The organism is Bradyrhizobium sp. AUGA SZCCT0160 (genome assembly GCF_018130105.1).
Lineage (GTDB): Bacteria > Pseudomonadota > Alphaproteobacteria > Rhizobiales > Xanthobacteraceae > Bradyrhizobium.
Map to the genome: position 1 here is coordinate 524,105 of NZ_JAFCMD010000001.1, position 16,675 is coordinate 540,779.

At 62.6% G+C, this 16,675-nt stretch carries 17 protein-coding genes; 4 read left to right on the forward strand and 13 right to left on the reverse strand.

Translation table 11 applies throughout. The features are described from left to right. Window positions 1–331 precede the first annotated feature (331 nt). On the forward strand, window positions 332–811 hold the full coding sequence (locus tag JQ558_RS02495) for a hypothetical protein (RefSeq protein WP_212205548.1): 480 nt from the start codon (window positions 332–334) through the stop codon (window positions 809–811). A 202-nt stretch (window positions 812–1,013) separates the two neighbouring features. On the opposite strand, the gene JQ558_RS02500 is transcribed toward JQ558_RS02495, so the two are convergent. Together JQ558_RS02500 and JQ558_RS02505 are read right to left on the reverse strand one after the other, a co-directional pair. Further along, on the reverse strand, window positions 1,014–1,982 hold the full coding sequence (locus JQ558_RS02500) for a zinc-binding dehydrogenase (protein ID WP_212292736.1): 969 nt from the start codon (window positions 1,980–1,982) through the stop codon (window positions 1,014–1,016). A gap of 119 nt (window positions 1,983–2,101) precedes the next feature. Next, entirely contained in the window at window positions 2,102–3,097 is a 996-nt protein-coding gene (locus JQ558_RS02505; protein WP_212205552.1) for a nitronate monooxygenase family protein, read from the reverse strand. Between JQ558_RS02505 and JQ558_RS02510 the strand changes: the two genes are divergently transcribed. Together JQ558_RS02510 and JQ558_RS02515 are read left to right on the forward strand one after the other, a co-directional pair. After that, a complete protein-coding gene (locus tag JQ558_RS02510; protein WP_212292737.1) occupies window positions 3,056–3,397 on the forward strand; it encodes a hypothetical protein in 342 nt (113 codons plus the stop codon). The two genes, JQ558_RS02505 and JQ558_RS02510, sit on opposite strands and share 42 nt — an antisense overlap. Window positions 3,398–3,415: 18 nt before the next feature. Then, entirely contained in the window at window positions 3,416–3,634 is a 219-nt protein-coding gene (locus JQ558_RS02515; protein ID WP_212272022.1) for a hypothetical protein, read from the forward strand. Between the two features lie 220 nt (window positions 3,635–3,854). Here the strand turns inward: JQ558_RS02515 and JQ558_RS02520 are convergent, their stop codons facing one another. Together JQ558_RS02520 and JQ558_RS02525 are read right to left on the reverse strand one after the other, a co-directional pair. Then, entirely contained in the window at window positions 3,855–5,126 is a 1,272-nt protein-coding gene (locus JQ558_RS02520) for an MFS transporter (RefSeq protein WP_312014944.1), read from the reverse strand. Further along, a complete protein-coding gene (locus JQ558_RS02525; RefSeq protein ID WP_212205556.1) occupies window positions 5,054–5,797 on the reverse strand; it encodes a 3-oxoacyl-ACP reductase family protein in 744 nt (247 codons plus the stop codon). Before JQ558_RS02525 ends, JQ558_RS02520 begins: the two co-directional genes overlap by 73 nt. Before the next feature lie 105 nt (window positions 5,798–5,902). Between JQ558_RS02525 and JQ558_RS02530 the strand changes: the two genes are divergently transcribed. Beyond that, window positions 5,903–6,511, forward strand: coding sequence for a TetR/AcrR family transcriptional regulator (locus JQ558_RS02530; RefSeq protein ID WP_212205558.1), 609 nt, complete (start codon window positions 5,903–5,905; stop codon window positions 6,509–6,511). Between the two features lie 109 nt (window positions 6,512–6,620). Here the strand turns inward: JQ558_RS02530 and JQ558_RS02535 are convergent, their stop codons facing one another. From JQ558_RS02535 to frc, 9 genes are all read right to left on the reverse strand, one after another. Beyond that, window positions 6,621–7,685 carry a ketopantoate reductase family protein gene (locus tag JQ558_RS02535; RefSeq protein WP_212292739.1) on the reverse strand — a complete coding sequence of 355 codons (1,065 nt, stop codon included), beginning with the start codon at window positions 7,683–7,685 and terminating at the stop codon, window positions 6,621–6,623. Between the two features lie 207 nt (window positions 7,686–7,892). Further along, a complete protein-coding gene (locus JQ558_RS02540) occupies window positions 7,893–8,912 on the reverse strand; it encodes a 2-dehydropantoate 2-reductase (protein WP_212292740.1) in 1,020 nt (339 codons plus the stop codon). A gap of 105 nt (window positions 8,913–9,017) precedes the next feature. After that, window positions 9,018–9,446, reverse strand: a complete 429-nt coding sequence (locus JQ558_RS02545) for a CBS domain-containing protein (RefSeq protein WP_212205564.1) — start codon at window positions 9,444–9,446, stop codon at window positions 9,018–9,020. A gap of 266 nt (window positions 9,447–9,712) precedes the next feature. Further along, window positions 9,713–11,005 carry an oxalate/formate MFS antiporter gene (oxlT, locus tag JQ558_RS02550; protein WP_212272026.1) on the reverse strand — a complete coding sequence of 431 codons (1,293 nt, stop codon included), beginning with the start codon at window positions 11,003–11,005 and terminating at the stop codon, window positions 9,713–9,715. A 242-nt stretch (window positions 11,006–11,247) separates the two neighbouring features. Beyond that, window positions 11,248–12,750 (reverse strand): tripartite tricarboxylate transporter permease, encoded by a 1,503-nt coding sequence (locus JQ558_RS02555; RefSeq protein WP_212002217.1) that lies wholly within the window; start codon window positions 12,748–12,750, stop codon window positions 11,248–11,250. 117 nt (window positions 12,751–12,867) lie between these two features. Continuing rightward, entirely contained in the window at window positions 12,868–13,362 is a 495-nt protein-coding gene (locus JQ558_RS02560; RefSeq protein ID WP_212205568.1) for a tripartite tricarboxylate transporter TctB family protein, read from the reverse strand. An 89-nt stretch (window positions 13,363–13,451) separates the two neighbouring features. Then, on the reverse strand, window positions 13,452–14,456 hold the full coding sequence (locus JQ558_RS02565) for a tripartite tricarboxylate transporter substrate binding protein (RefSeq protein WP_212205570.1): 1,005 nt from the start codon (window positions 14,454–14,456) through the stop codon (window positions 13,452–13,454). A gap of 541 nt (window positions 14,457–14,997) precedes the next feature. Then, window positions 14,998–15,135, reverse strand: coding sequence for a hypothetical protein (locus JQ558_RS02570; protein ID WP_212272028.1), 138 nt, complete (start codon window positions 15,133–15,135; stop codon window positions 14,998–15,000). Window positions 15,136–15,340: 205 nt separating this feature from the next. Continuing rightward, window positions 15,341–16,618 (reverse strand): formyl-CoA transferase, encoded by a 1,278-nt coding sequence (frc, locus tag JQ558_RS02575; protein ID WP_212205580.1) that lies wholly within the window; start codon window positions 16,616–16,618, stop codon window positions 15,341–15,343. Window positions 16,619–16,675 lie beyond the last annotated feature (57 nt).

A 16,675-nucleotide genomic window follows, 5' to 3' on the forward strand; every position in this document is an offset into this window, starting at 1 on the left:
GCGTCGGGCGCGGTTTTGCCGCCGGTCGGCGGTGTCCGGCAACCGGGAAGCGCGTGCCGCCGAGGTCACGCCCTGCGTGCAAGGCATCCGCGGCGAGCGCAGGCGCTTCTGCAAATCCAGTCCCGCCGAAACCCAAGTTGAGCAACGTAGTGGCAATTCAGGAGTAGGAACGTTTAGTGAACAAAAGACATCCGTTGCAGTAGAACTGCCTGAATTTTGGCGATAATCTCTTCGCCCTCAAGCAAGAGCGCGGGCGCACAGCGCCCAAAGAGGTGGAGTCTGATTAAACTCGATTACGAAGACTCACTTTTGGACAAAGGGAGTAGTAGTGATGGTACAGTCTATAGTTGAGAGGGTCTCCAGCGTCATTGACCTGGAGGGCGAAATCGAAGCGGAGTTTCGAAGAAGTCCGCCGGTCCACGAGCGGCGGCCTGTCACTTTCACGCCGCCAAGGGTGCATGAGCCGACCGTGTCGATGGCGGACAACGCGTCGATGCCTCATTATGTCGAGCACCGCGAGGGAGCCACGGAAATCGGCAAGCTGACGGCGGAAGCCATTGTCCGCGAATACGAAGCTGCCGCGAAAGACATCGAGGCGATGGGCGCGGAACTGATCGAGCGCGTCAAGCAATGCGAGGCGATGACCCGCGATGCGCTCGCCGTGACCCAGGAGATGAGGGAAACCGCAGCCCGCTACCGCGAGGAGGCCAAGCGCATCTTCGTTCAGATCGAGGACTGTTCGCTGATGACGGCGGAGGTCCGCAAGACCTGCACCGAACTGAAGGAAAGGATCGCCACTCCGGCGATTTGATTCGGGCGCTTTAGTCTAGCAAGCCACCCTCATCCTGAGGGGTGATTGCCTGCGTTCCCCGGACGCTGCGCAGCACCACCAGCGCGTTTACGCGCGTCTTCGACGCGCTATGGTGATGCGCTGCAGAGCCGGGGTCCATTGGTGCGTGGGTCCCGGCTCTGCGGAGCAGCACTGCGTGCTGCACTGCGTCCGGGACACGAGACTACAGCGTCACCACGATCTTCCCAAGGTACTTGTTGGCTTCCATGTGCGCGAACGCCGCGCCGATCTCGGCGAATGGAAAAACCTTGTCGATCGGCAGCTGCAGTTTTCGCGATTCCACCGCCGGCCAGATGTCTTTGCGGACCTCGTCAAAGATCTCGCGAACTTCCTCGATGGTGCGGGTGCGGAAGGTGACCCCGATATAGTTGATGCGGCGCGCGGCGTGGAGGTCAAAATTGAAATCGGCATGGGTGCCGCCGAGCCGGCCGACATTGACGATGCGGCCCTTGACCTTGGTGGCCTTGAGATTCTGGTTCGCGACCGAGCCCGAGACCTGATCGACGATCAGGTCGACGCCTTCGCCGCCGGTCGCTTTGAGCACTTCATCGACCCAGCCAGGATCTGAGGAATCCACCGCGAGGTCGGCGCCGAATTCCTTCAACCGGCCGCGGCGCATCGCATCCGTGGAGGAGCCGATCACGAGTTTGGCGCCCTTGTATTTTGCGATCTGCATCGCCATCAGCCCGACGCCGGAGGAGGCGCCCTGGATCAGCACGGTCTGACCCGCCTGCAGCGCGCCTGACGTCACGACAGCGTTGTGCATGGTGGCGAGCGCGACGGGAAGCGTAGCGGCCTCCTCGAAATTCATGTTGGAGGGCGCGCGGAACAGCCGGCGGTGATCGGCCAGCGTGTATTCGGCGAACGCCGCGCCGCCCGAGCCCATGATCTTGTCGCCCACCTTGACGCCTTTCGCGTCAGGCCCGAGCTCGGCGACTTCGCCGGCCCATTCCATGCCCAGCACCGTGCCGACGCCGCCGGCCGCGCCATGCACATGGCCCTTGGTCATGCCGAGATCGGCGCGGTTGAGGCCGCAGGCGCTGACCTTGACCAGCACCTGCGTGCCCTTCGGCGAGGGTTTTGCGACGTCGGTGATTTCAGCGCCGTTGGCGCCGTAGACATAGGCTTTCATGGGGCTCTTCTTTCTTCTCCCTCTCCCGCGCTTGCGGGGGAGGCGTAGGCGGCCTACGGCCGCCGTCCTTGGTCCCCCGCAAGCGGGAGAGGTGACCGAGTTCGCCGCGAGCAGCTGCGCTATTCCGCGGCCTGACGCGACGCGCCCGACATCATGCCTTCGAGGCGGCTGCGGATGATGGCTTCCGCATCGCGCATGATGCGCGACACCAGCTCGGCGCAGGTCGGGATGTCGTGGATCAGGCCCTGGACCTGGCCGGCCGACCAGATGCCCTCATCGGCATCGCCGCTGGCGTAGACCATCTTGCCGCGGGCGCCGGCGACGAGTTCGCGCACGTCCTCGAATTTTGCGCCTTCCCTTTCCATCTGCACCACCTTGGTCGAGATCACGTTCTTGGCGACGCGCGAGGTGTTGCGCATGGTGCGGAAGATCAGCTCGGTCTCGCGCTCGTCATTGGCGACGATGCGCTCCTTCACCAGCTGGTGGATCGGGCTTTCCTTGGTGCACATGAAGCGCGTGCCCATGTTGATGCCCTCGGCGCCGAGCGCGAGCGCTGCGACCAGGCCGCGGCCGTCGCCGAAGCCGCCGGAGGCGATCATCGGAATCTTAATCTTGTCGGCGGCCGCCGGAATCAGGATCAGGCCCGGGGTATCGTCCTCGCCGGGATGGCCGGCGCATTCGAAGCCGTCGATCGAAAGCGCGTCGACGCCCATCCGCTCCGCCGACAGCCCGTGGCGGACGCTGGTGCATTTATGGACGATCTTGATGCCATGCTTCTTGAATTCGGTGACGTGCTCCTGCGGCTTGTTGCCGGCGGTTTCCACGATCTTGATGCCGGCCTCGATGATGGCCTGGCGGTATTCCGCGTAAGGCGGCGGCTTGATCGCGGGCAGGATGGTGAGGTTGACGCCGAACGGCTTGTCAGTGAGGTCGCGGCAGCGCGCGATTTCTTTGGTCAGGTCTTCCGGGGTGGGCTGCGTCAGCGCGGTGATCAGGCCGAGTGCGCCGGCATTGGCGACGGCCGCGACGAGTTCGGCCCGTCCGACCCATTGCATCCCGCCCTGGACGATCGGGTGCTCGACGCCAAACATTTCGGTGAACCGCGTCTTGATCATGTCCTGCCCTTTGTTTTCCGGGCGCGGGCGGAGCCACGCGCGGTTTTGTTGGATTTCGAGCGGCAGGATGCCGTCAGCAGGTGTAAAAGTCTACCGGCGGCGGGCGCGGGTCAGGGCATCGCCAGCATGCAAAAGCGCGCTGTTGTTTCCGCAGAGCGGAACATTCGGACATCCTTTCGCTGCGACGATTGGGGCGCGGGCGTTGCCAATTTCTGGGTGATCAAAATCACGGTACGTCCGGGAGCGCTGGAGCAAGTTGCGATCACGGGCCGCTTATGCCCGGAACATCAACCACTCTAGCGAACGGATAGGATGATCATGAGCAATTCCCTGAATCAGAACACGGGCGCTGACTGCGAAACCCTCAGCCTCACGCAACTCGAAGCCGTCAGCGGCGGCCGCATCGGCGGCGGCATTTTCGGCGACAAGGTCGTCATCATCGGCTGCACGACGCAGCCCCCGTTCGGCGGCTATCCCCCGGGAACGGTCACCTGGAATCCCTGGATCGGCCAGCCGTACCCGACGCCGATCTTTTAAGGGCGTGACCCACTTTTCGTCATGGCCGGGCATAGCCGTCTGAAGGACGGCGTCGCTTCCGCTCGCCTATGCCGGCCATCCACGTTTTTCTTGATCGCGTGAAGCGAAAACGTGGATGCCCGGCAGCGCAGACAAGTTTACGCGGTCTGCGCAAGGCAGACCGCTGAGGCCGGGCATGACGAGTTTCGCTGACGATCTTTCCGCGCCTAGCTGACGAAACTTAGCTGCCGGCTTGCACCTTAGATGCCGCGCGCCGCAACTGGTCGATCCGTTGGATGATCACCGCCGAGCTAACGGCCAAGGCCGCGAAAACTGCGGTGCCGACTCCCAACATTCTCAGGCCAGAAACCTCGATCAGGGCACCCCCGGTCACGGCGCCGACAGCGATCCCAAGATTGCAGGCCGCGATGTTGAGCGACATCGCAAAGGCCGGGGCCTCGTCGGCGGCCGACATCACGCGGACCTGGCAGAGGACGAAGCCGGCGGCGTGGCCCGCGCCCCAGAGCGCCAGCAGCGGAAGGAACAACCAGCTGTGGCCGCCAGCCACCGAAATGGCGCACACGGCGAAGGTCACGACCAGGAGCGCCGCCACCGTGCCCTCGATCGGTCGCCTGTCCGCCACGCGGCCGCCGATGGCATTGCCGATCAGACCTATGGCGCTGAATCCCATCAACAGCATCGCAACCTGCACGCCGCGGTAGCCGGCTTCAATCTCCAGGATCGCAGCCAGATAGGCATAGGATGCGAACATGGCCGCGAACACCGTCGCGGAGAGAACGAGGTGACCGAGGACGAGCGGCGATCGCAGGATCGTCGCCTGCTTTCCGACGTTGGGCCGGCATGAGGTGGAGACGGTCGGAAGGCCGATCGCCAGGGCGACGGCGCCGGCCAGCGCTAGGACACCCAGGCCTGCGAAAACACTTCGCCAATCCGCCGATGTCCCCAGCGCCACCCCGGCGGGAACCGCGAAGACGAGGCCGGCGATGGTGCCGATGTTCACCTGTGCGATGGCGCGACCTTGGCGCTCCGGGCTGGCGAGGATTGCGATCACGCCGGCGCCGACGCTCACGAAAACCGGCAGGATTGCTCCTTCGACAATCCGGACTGCCAGCAGGAGCCCGTGACTCGGAACCGCGGCGGCCAAGAGATTGCCAACCCCGAAAATCGTCGCGACCGCGGCCAGACTGCGACGCGGCTGAAGACGCGTGGCGGCCAGCGTGAGCAGCGGTCCCAGCAGCGCAGCCGAAAGCGCGAAGGCCGACACCAAGCCGCCCGCGGCGGCCAGACTGATCCTGAGATCACGCGCCATCGACGGCAGAAGACCGACCACGACGAACTCGATGGCCACGACAATCGCGGTGACCAACGCCAGCAAGGGAACGGTGCGGCGGAGCGCCTTGTGATCGCTCGCCGCCCGGCTCACGCGTTGGCTCCGCCGTCGACGGTAAACCCGGCGCCGTTGGCGAACCGGCCTTCCTCGCTGGCGAGCCACGCGACAATACCAGCGATGTCCTGCGGCTTGCCGTATTCCGGGATGGGCATCCGGCTTCGCTGGAAATCAGCGCCTTCGCCCGTCGCAGGATTCATGTCGGTATCGGTCGAGCCGGGATGAACCAGGTTCACGGTGATGCCACGCGGGCCCAAATCGTGGGCGAGGCCACGGGTGAAGCTGAGCAGGGCCGACTTGGACGCCGCATAAAGGGTGATGCCCGGCTGAGGCACCCGCTCGGCGAGATTGCTGCCGATGGTGATGACACGGCCGCCCTTGGACAGATGGGCCGCGGCCGCCTGGGTGGCGAGGATGACCCCGCGGACATTCACCGCCAAGGTGCGGTCGATATCCTCGAGCGTCCAGGTCTCGATCGGGCCATATCCTCGGACGATGCCCGCGCTGTTGACCAGGATGTCGAGCCCGCCCAGTTCGGCGGCGGCGCGGTCGACGGCGGACTTCGCCGCCACCGGATCGGCGCTGTCCGCGGCGATGGCGAGGCCCTTTCGGCCGCGCGCCTCGATCTTGGCGACCACGGCCTCGGCGCGATCGCGGGACTTCTCGTAGGTGAGGGCGACATCCGCCCCTTCATCGGCCAGGCGCAGGGCGATCGCAGCGCCAATTCCGCGACTGCCGCCTGTGACAAGCGCGCGCTTTCCTTCAAGACGTGACATGCGTTATCCATTCTGTGTTGATCGTTACAGAAATGGAGCCTGTCTCACTGGACGGGCGCTGTCAAATGAAATATATAGCGATCGATACAGAAAAGGATCGCATCCATGGCCGATCGTGGCCGGCCTCGGGGTTTTGATCGCCAGAAAGCGCTGGCGCGCGCGATGGAAGTGTTTTGGGCGCGAGGCTACGAAGGGAGTTCGATCTCCGATCTGACCGGCGCGATGGGCATTGCGTCACCCAGCCTCTATGCGGCGTTCGGCTCCAAGGAAGCGCTCTTCCAGGAAGCGGTGACACACTACAAGGCCACCGAGGGTCCGGAAATCCTCGCAGCGATGGACGCCGCCCCCGTAATCCGGGATGCGGTGGAGGCCTATCTCACCACCAGTGCCACGACCTTCACCCGGCGCGGGAAACCGCGCGGATGCATGGTCGTGCTGTCGGGCCTCACGCCGGCTGCGGCCAATGAAGGGCTCTGTGAGGGGCTGCGCAACGACCGCGCCGCCAACATCGATGATCTGGAATCCCGTTTGAAGCTGGCCGTATCGGCGGGGCAACTGCCGGCCGAGATGGACACCCGCGCAGTGGCGACTTTCTACGTGACGGTGCAGCAAGGCATGGCTATTCAAGCCCGGGACGGCGCGACCCGCGCAACGCTCATGCGGATCGCCCACGACGCCATGAAGGCATGGCCGGCGCTGATCGGTGTCGCCTAAGCCGACCGAGCGAAGTCGCTTCTTGAATCACAAGGGCGACACCGACATGATGGCGCTTGCCGCACCGATAGGAAACAACGGCGCTCTTCTCGAACCGTGATGGCGCCGATCAGGCCGAGCCGGATCCGCTCCCTACGATCTTCTCGCTCAGCTTCTGATCGACCACCTGCACCGTGTTGTCGATCTCGGCATTGGGCGCGCCGAGCTGATGCGAAATCAGCTTCACCAGCAAGTCGACCCGCTCGATGAACGGCGCGCCAGCGGCGACGGCACGGGCCGCCGATGACGGCTTGAGCAGGCTTTCCGCCGCCTTGGCATATTTCTCGAACGGCACCTGATCGATCGGGTCGGCGCCGAGACGCCGCGCAATGCCGTCGACATGGTCATAGATCGATCGCGACAGTTTCAGATCACCATGCACCGCGTCACGGATCGACTGCGGCTCGTTCGGCGTGATGCAGCGGTAATTGCCGGTCAGCAGCATCGACCATTTGGCAAGCGGCACGAACAGCGAGTCGAACACCTTGAGCTTGACCGGAACGTCCTGGCCATCCAGTTTCACCGCATCGATGTCGGCTTCCAGTTCGCGCAGCAGCTGATTGTGTTTCTCGTCTTCGAATGCCGCTGCCTTGAAGTTTGTCGGCAGGCCGACATGAAGAATGTTCGCCGCCTCGTCCGGCGGGCGGAAGGCCTGCGGGTCGGGCGAGCACAGCGACACCAGTCCCGGCTTGAAGCGCTCCCAGACCAGCGCGTTGGTGTAGGCCTCTTCGAGGTCCATGTCCGCCAGTGCGGGGATCCGCTTGAGATAGGGCAGCGGCGGCATGTTCATGATCGACAGACAAGGCAGCTTCGCCTCGGCGATCTTGATCATCAGAACCCGGATGGTGTGGTTGGTGTATTGCGGCTCCTGCATCGCAAGGCCAACCAGGTCGTAACGGGTCAGGTCGACCTCGCCAGGCGTGACTGCGTCCAGCTTGCCCGGCAGGTCGCGCGAAAAGATCGCCCGGTGCGCCTTCTCGTCACGCAGCTTGATGCGAACCTCGGTGCCTTCGCGGTTGATCAGTTCGGCCGTCTTCTTCCGGCAAACCAGGGTCACGTTGTGACCGGCCATCAATAGCTTTGTTCCCAGCAACGAGCCGTAGGAAGCTCCAAGGATCAGAATGTTGCGCGCCATACTCTCTCTCTTCCACCGGTTATGCTGGGTTTTGCTTTGATGTTTCGTCCCACGCCTGGCCTCAAGAATTTCCGTCGCGCCTGGCGGCGGGGAAACGCAGGAGGCCTTAAACCTTCAAGCTTGGGGCAGCTCCTTCGGGGCGAGGAGCGGCCGTGCTTATCGCAAGTCCATCGGCATTACAATCACACAGCGGCTTCACCCGTTCCGTCATGCGAAGGCCGGAGCATTGGTTTCGGCCGGGCGGACATTGCCGTCATAGAGCCCGGCGATATTGGCGCGCTGGCCGACCAGCGCCAGCACGGCGTCGAGCGCCGGCGTCGGGATCCTGGTAAGCCGTCCCATTTCCTGCACCACCGTGACCAGCGGATCGATCTCCATCGGGCGGCCGCGCTCGAGATCCTGCAGCATCGAGGTCTTGTGCGCGCCGACCTTGCGGGCGCCTTCGATGCGGCGTTCGACGTCGACGCGGAAATTGACGCCGAAACTTTCCGCAATGGTCTGTGCCTCGATCATGATCGCCTTCGACAGCGCGCGCGTCGCCGGATCGGAGCAGATCACGTCGAGCGTGGCGTGGGTGAGGGCGCTGATCGGGTTGAGGCAGACATTGCCCCACAGCTTGAGCCAGATCTCGTCGCGAATACGGTCCAGCACCGGCGCCTGCATCCCGGCCTTGACGAACGCGTCGGAAAGCCGCTGCACGTCGGAGGTCGCCTCGCCGGAGGGCTCGCCGAGCGGGAAGCGGTCGCCATAGACGTGGCGGATCACGCCGGGCGCCTCGATCTCGGTCGCGGGGTAGACGATGCAGCCGATCGCGCGCTGCGGCGTCAGCTCGCGCCACTGCCGGCCGCCGGGATCGATGCTCTCCAGCGTCGAACCCTCATGGACGCCGCCATGCTTGTGGAAATACCAGTAGGGAATGCCGTTGACCGCGGTGACGACGCGCGTATGCGGTCCGAGCAGCGGCTGCATCGCTTCCAGCACGCCGGTGATCGAATGCGCTTTCAGGCAGATGATGACGTAATCCTGCGGCCCGAGATCGGCGGGATTGTCGGTGCAGCGCGGATGCACCACGCGCTCCTCGTCGCCGATCAGAAGCTTGAGCCCATTGGCGCGCATCGCGGCAAGGTGGGCGCCGCGCGCCACCAGGCTGACATCGACGCCGGCGCGCGCAAGCTGCACACCGAGATAGCCGCCGATCGCACCGGCGCCGTAGATACAGATTTTCATGGGGTCTTTCGCAAAAGCCAAATGGTTGACAATTCCGGCGTCAAGCGGGCGCCGGTGCAAAGTCGTCTCGGACCCGCGCGTTGCCGCGAAGGCCTAGGGCGAATGTCAGGCCGAAATGGCCAGCTGAGCGTTGGCTTCCTCGTCAAACGCGGTCGAGATGTCGCGGATGCTGACGACGCCGATCAGGCTGTAATTCTCGAGCACCGGCACATGGCGGATGTGGTGCTTGTTCATGAGATGGCGAACGTGCTCGAGCGAATCCTGCGAACTGCACGACACCAGCTGCTGCACCGAGATGAATTGCGAAACCTTGAGATTGGCTCCGGCGGCACCGTACTCGGCGATCGCGCGAACCACGTCGCGTTCGGTGAACATGCCGACCGCCGTATTGCCCTCGGTGCGAACGACATCCTTGACCACCAGCGCGCTGATATTGCTGGAGCGCATCAGTTGCGCGGCGATGGCAACCGTCTCGTTCATGCGAACCGTCGCGACACGGGCGGTTTTCTTGCGCAGGATATCTCCGACTTGCATGGCAACCTCCTTGGGGTGGATTATGCGCAATTCTGGTATACATAATACCATAAGTCAACACGGAAAAGGGCAGGTGGCTGGCAAGACATGTCAATAGAAATAGGCAGTATTGTTGACGTTTTAGAGCGCAGGGTGCGGCGCCGGACAGCCGGCACGGGTTGGCTCGGTGGACTGAAATAGCCTCAGGTATACCAGACCGGATGTCCTGAATAACAAAAGCGCGCCCATCCGGGGGGATGAGCGCGCTTGTCGTCGGGTCGGGTAGGTTAGGTGGACGCCTTTGCGTTCGCGACCACCACCTTGCGCCACGGCTTGAGCACGAAGATCGCCAGCAGCGAGGCGAGGATGTTGGCGCCCGCCGCGATGATGAACACGCTGTCCCAGGTGCCGGAGGACTGCTGCATGTAGTTCGCGATCGGCACCAGCAGGGCTGCCGTGCCCTTCGCCGTATAGAGCAGGCCGGCATTGGTGGTCGCGAACTTCGCACCGAACGTGTCCGTGCAGGTCGAGGGGAACAGCGAGTAGATCTCGCCCCAGGCAAAGAACACGAAGCCCGACAGCAGCACGAACCAGATCGGATCGTGGCCCCACATGTACAGCGCCCAGATGCCGACGCCTTCCATGCCGAAGGCGATGAACATGGTGTTCTCGCGGCCGATCATGTCGGAGATCCAGCCGAAGAACGGCCGGGTCAGACCGTTGAGGACACGGTCGATGGTCGCGGCGAACGTCACCGCGGTCATCGTTACCGCCATCAGCGTCACCGGTACGCTGTCGACCTTCCAGTCGACGGCGATCGGCTTGAGGTTGGCGGTGACCATCAATCCGCCGGCGCCCACGATCACGAACATGAAATACATCAGCCAGAAGATCGGCTGGCGGATCACCTCGGTCGGCGCATAGTTGCGGCGGCTCTGGATCACGTTGGCGTTCTGGATCACGGCCGGGACTTGCCCTGCTTTCGGCGCGAACATCAGGAAGGCGAGCAGCACGATGATGATGCCTTGTCCGAGACCGAAATAGAGGAAGGTGGTCTGGAAGCCGGAATCCTTGATCATCGCCTGGATCGGGGCGACCGTCAGCGCGGAGCCGGCGCCGAAGCCGGCCGCGGTGATGCCGGCGGCGAGGCCGCGCTTGTCGGGAAACCATTTCAGCGCGTTGCCGACGCAGGTGCCGTAGACGCCACCGGCGCCGATGCCCGCGATGATCATGCCGAGATAGAAGCCGTTGAGTGTTTCTGCCTGCGCGTTGATCGCCCAGCCGACGGCGCAGAGGACGCCGCCGACGAGAACCACGATGCGCGGGCCGTATTTATCGACGAACCAGCCTTCGACCGGCACCAGCCAGGTTTCGAACAAAACAAAGAGGGTGAACGCCCATTGGATCGACGCGCGATCCCAACCGAATTTTTGCTGGATGTCGGGGACGAAGAACGTCCAGCCGTATTGGTAGTTCGCGATCATCACCATGGCGGCGACGCCGATCGCCAATTGCGACCAGCGGTAGGCATCGCTGACGCGGGTTACCCCGGGGGCCGCTTCGTGAACCGTGTCCGTCATCATTCCTCCTATGTGCGCTGTTCTATCGCCCGACAGCTCTGAGGAGGAGATTGGTATACGATATGCCAGTAGGCAAGAGAAATGTTGACGAGATGTCGCAGGCTCGTCGATTTTTTCGTGGATGTCTCTTTCCTCAATCCTTTTAGAAAATGCTGCATATAAAAAGACTTAACCGCCGGATCGCGTTGCGATCCGGCGGCTTTGAAGGGTCAGAAAATTTTTGTGTCTGGTATTTTTAGCCGTCAGGCGACCGAATGGGGACGCAAGCGGCTATAGCCTTCCTGGATCGCGGACCAGAACAGCGCGATCAGTCCAAGCACCATGATCGTGCCGACCAGCGAGTTCGAGAAGAACACGCCGAGCGAACCTTGCGAGCCCAGCAGCGATTGCCGGAAGGCTTCCTCCGCCTTGTCGCCGAGCACGATGGCAAGCACGAGCGGGGCGAGGGGATAGTTGCACTTCTTCAGGAGATAGCCGACTACGCCGAACACCAGCATCAGCACGACGTCGAAGGTCGAGCTGTGGACCGAATAGGCGCCGATCGCGCACAGCACCAGAATGAGCGGCGCAATGATGCTGAACGGCACGCGCAGGATGGCGGCGAAGATCGGCACGCAGGTCAGCACGACGATCAGGCCGACGAGATTGCCGAGATACATCGAGGCGATCAGACCCCAGACGAACTCCTTCTGCTCGACGAACAGCATCGGGCCGGGCTGCAGGCCCCAGATCAGGAGGCCGCCGAGCAGCACGGCCGCGGTCGGCGATCCCGGCACGCCGAGCGAAAGCATCGGCAGCAATGCCGCGGTACCGGCCGCATGCGCCGCGGTCTCCGGCGCGACCACGCCCTCGATCTCGCCCTTGCCGAAATTCTTGCCGTTCTTGGAAACCCGCTTGGCGATGCCGTAACTCATGAACGACGCCGGCGTGGCACCTGCGGGCGTCACGCCCATCCAGCAGCCGATCAGGCAGGATCGCAGCGACGTCACCCAGTACTTCGGCATTTCCTTCCAGGTCTGCAGGACGACGCGCAGGTCGATCTTCGCCTTGCCGCCGCGGAAGGCCAAACCCTCTTCCATGGTCAGCAGGATCTCGCCGATGCCGAACAGGCCGATGACGGCGATCAGGAAGTCGAAGCCGTTGAGCAACTCGGTTGAACCAAATGTCAGCCGCAATTGTCCGGTGATGGAATCGAGGCCGACGGCCGCCAGCGCAAAGCCGATCATCATCGCGGCGATGGTCTTGAATGGCGGCTCTTTACTCAAGCCGACGAAACTGCAGAACGCCAGGAAGTAGACCGCGAATTTTTCCGCTGGACCGAAGCGTAACGCAAAACTTGCGACCAGCGGCGCGACCAGCGTGATCATGACGACGGCGAACAGCGCGCCGACGAACGAGGAGGTGAAGGCGGCGGTCAGCGCTTCGCCGGCCTTGCCCTTCTGCGCCATCGGATAGCCGTCGAACGTGGTCGCCACCGACCAGGGTTCACCGGGTATGTTGAACAGGATGGATGTGATGGCGCCGCCGAACAACGCGCCCCAGTAGATGCAGGACAGCATGATGATCGCCGATGTCGGCGGCATGCTGAAGGTCAGCGGCAGCAGGATCGCGACGCCGTTGGCGCCGCCCAATCCCGGCAGCACGCCGATGATGACGCCGAGCACGATGCCCAGGATCATCACCATGATGTTGAATGGCTGCAGGGCGACCGCAAAGCCGTGAAAAAGATTGACGAGTTCTTCCATGCTTCAAGTCCTGCTAGCGTGAGCTAATGAAATGACAATTCCAACGACACGGGATTTCTGCTTTTATTTGAGCATGATCTTTTCGGAAAACCGGTATCCACTTTTCCGGATCATGCTCTAGAGACCAAGCCATTCCTCGATCGGTCCCTTGGGCAGCGGAACCAGAAACCAGCGTTCGAAAATCAGGTAGGTAGCGATCGGCATGCCGAGCGCCACGGCAGCGACAATGGGCCAGCTGTACTTGCCGAGCCATCGCATGAACCAGCCGATGAAGATGATGGAAGCGAGATAGAGGCCGCTGAACGGCATCACGCCGACATAGATCGCGGTCGGTATGACGACGCTCAGGACCTGGCGCAGCTGTCCCCATTCCGCAAACAGCGCGTCGTCTCCGTCACGCAGCCCGTTCCAGAGATTGATCGCACTGGAGGCGATAATGAAGATCCCGATGTAGAACGGGAAGAAACCGGCGCGCGGTCCCTCCGCGCCCCAATTGATGCCGGCCTTCAGGCTGCCGTAGACGACGATCGCGCCGAACAACGCGATCAGCAGCGTAACGCCGGCTTCCACGGCCTTGTGGGTCGGGCCGGCGTGCGGGCTATTCGTGGTCATTCAAACTCCATCCGGAATCACGGTTCTGGGTTCGCAGCGCTTTATGCGCTGCGCATTGGCCGGCGTACGCGACGTGACTAAGCTCGGTTTCAGGGAGCAGCGAGGAAACCGGCCTCTTTCATCAAGGCTTCGTGGCGCTTCTCTTCCGTCTCGACCCATTTGGCGTATTCAGCCCCGGTCAGGAAGGTGGTGTTGAAGGCGCCGCTCTTCATGAAGTCCTGCCACTCCGGCGTAGCCCGCACCTTCTTGAACAGCTCGACGTAATATTCGACCTGGTCCTTGGTGGCTTTGGGCGACATGAAGATGCCGCGCAGCATCAGGTATTCGATGTCGAGGCCCTGCGACTTGCAGGTCGGAATATCCTTCCAGCCTTTGCCGTCCGCGACGACTTCGTCATAGGTCATCTGCTTGCCGTCGAACACGCAGAGCGGACGAAGTTTGCCGCCGCGCCATTGCGCCACTGCCTCGATCGGATTGTTGACCGTTGAATCGACGTGGTTGCCGACCAGTTGGACCGCGACCTCTCCGCCGCCCTTGTAAGGAATGTAGGTGAATTTGGTGCCGATAGCCTTCTCGAGCGCGACCGTGATGATCTGGTCTTCCTGCTTCGATCCGGTGCCGCCCATCTTCATGCCGCCGGCAGGCGCCTGCTTCACGGCAGCGACGTAGTCCTTGACGGTGGTGTAGGGCTTCTCGGCGTTGACCCACAGCACGAACTCGTCGAGCGCCAGCATCGCGACCGGCGTCATGTCCTTCCAGTTGAAGGGGATGCCTGTCGCAAGCGGTGTCGTGAACAGGTTGGACAGGGTGATGATGATCTTGTGGGGATTGTTTCCCGAACCCTTGACGTCGAGAAAGCCTTCGCCGCCGGCGCCACCTGACTTGTTGATGACGACCATCGGCTGCTTCATCAGGCTGTGTTTTGTCACGATGCCCTGGATGGTGCGGGCCATCTGGTCGGCGCCGCCGCCGGTGCCGGCGGGTACGATGAACTCGACCGGGCGAACCGGCTCCCATGCGGCGGAGGCGGACATATTGCCCGCGCCGAAGATGGCGATCGCGGCTAACGCGGTATGCAAGACAGAATGCTTCATTTGGCGTACTCCCCGTAAAATTTAAAAGCGCCGTTCTTTGCCGGCTTTGTCTTTAACTCAACTCTTAACTCAACACTTCTGATCCAGCCCGGATTTCCCCACTTGTTCGGTTATCTCATGAGGTTTGGTCAGATGGCATTGCAGGTCAGGGTTGCAGGCGAAACTGAATTGTAGGCCTGACCTCTCGGCGCAGCATCCGCGTCTTTCGGATAAGTGTGAACTGCGAACCGCGGCACCGCCTGCGTATGTCGCCGCCTTGGCGCCGTAGCGCCTGCCGCCATCCTCCTGTCGCCTCCGTTCGTTGTTGGGCCGGAACGCTTGGGAGACATATTGGTATGCGATATGCCAATACTGCAAACGAATAGTGACGCCAAAGCATAGCTCGGGCGATTTGTCGCAGTTGGAGTCTTGACCCGGAATGCTTACGGGGGCGCCAGATAAGGCGTCAAAAAAGAGGCCCCGGAAAACCGGGGCCTTTAGTCTGGGAGGAAACCTGAAGTGGTCGAACCTGAAAACGCAGTCAATACTGCGCCTTAGCGGCTCAGAGACCGAAACGGGGGAGGTCGCCGTTGCGAATGGCGATGCGGGAGCTCGCGGTCAGCAGGCGGTCGATGGAGGCCATCAGGCGGCCGAAGAATGTGCTGGAGGGCATGAGGCCGATGGAGGCGGTCTTGGACATTTGGTCCCCTTTTCTCTTTCGCGGAGTGGCTCCGCTTCGTGATCTCCACCGAATTTATGTATACCAGATGCCAGAAACAACGCATTTGTTTGCATAGCAGCAAAGAGGCTTCTGCATTGCAACATTAATGACGTATCGAGGTTCCGAATAACGAAAAGGCCGCCGGAAACCGGCGGCCTTGGTTTTTTCGGAAGGAAAGGGCGGCTTATTCGGCCGCCTGCTTGCGCGGCGGATCGAGCGCGCCGGAGTCGTGGATCTCGGCCACTTGGTGATCGCTGAAGCCGAGCACCTGGCGCAGGATCTCGTCGGTGTGCTCGCCGAGCAGCGGCGAGCGCGTCACCTCGCTCGGGCTGTCGGACATCTTGATCGGATTGCCGACCGAAAAATACTTGCCGCGGGTCGGGTGATCGACCTCGACCACGGTGCCGGTCGCGCGCAGCGACTGGTCCTCGATGATCTCCTTCATCGACAGGATCGGGCCGCAGGGGATGTCGTCCTTGTTGAGGATTTCCATCGCCTCGAATTTTGTCTTCGTCATCGTCCACTGCTCGATGCGGGCGAAGATCTCATTCAACCGCGACAGCCGGGCAGGCGGCTTGGCGTAATCGGCGTGGGTCTTCCAGCTCGGCTCGCCGATCACGTCGCAAATCTTCTCCCACACCGGCGCCTGGGTGATGAAATAGATGTAGGCGTTGGGATCGGTCTCCCAGCCCTTGCACTTGAGGATACGGCCGGGCTGGCCGCCGCCGGAGTCGTTGCCGGCGCGCGGCACCGCGTCGCCGAACGGAATGCCTTCGCCGAACTGGCTGTATTCCTTCAGCGGGCCATGGGCGAGGCGCTGCTGGTCGCGCAGTTTTACGCGCGCGAGGTTGAGCACGCCGTCCTGCATCGCGGCGGTGACCTTCTGGCCCTGGCCGGTGACGGTGCGCTGATAGAGCGCGGTGACGATGCCGAGTGCCAGATGCAAGCCGGTACCGCTGTCGCCGATCTGCGCGCCGGTGACCAGCGGCAAGCCGTCGCGGAAGCCGGTGGTCGACGCCGCACCGCCGGTGCACTGCGCGACGTTCTCATACACCTTGCAGTCTTCGTAAGGTCCGGGGCCAAAGCCCTTGATCGAGGCCACGATCATCTTCGGGTTGATGGCGTGGATCTTCTCCCAGGGGAAGCCCATGCGGTCGAGCACGCCGGGGCCGAAATTCTCCACCAGCACGTCGCAGCTCTTGATCAGCGCGGTCAGGACTTCCTTGCCCTTCGGGTTCTTGGTGTCGAGCGTGATCGAGCGCTTGTTGTGGTTCAGCATGGTGAAATACAGGCTGTCCACATTGGGAATGTCCTGCAGCTGGCCGCGCGTGATGTCGCCGACGCCGGGACGCTCGACCTTGATCACGTCGGCGCCGAACCAGGCCAGCAACTGCGTGCAGGTCGGACCCGACTGAACGTGGGTGAAATCGAGAATGCGAACGCCCTCGAGCGCCTTTGTCATATTGCTTGCTCCGTACTCTGTATGCCCTGCAACGCGCAGGATGGATTGGTGGAAATC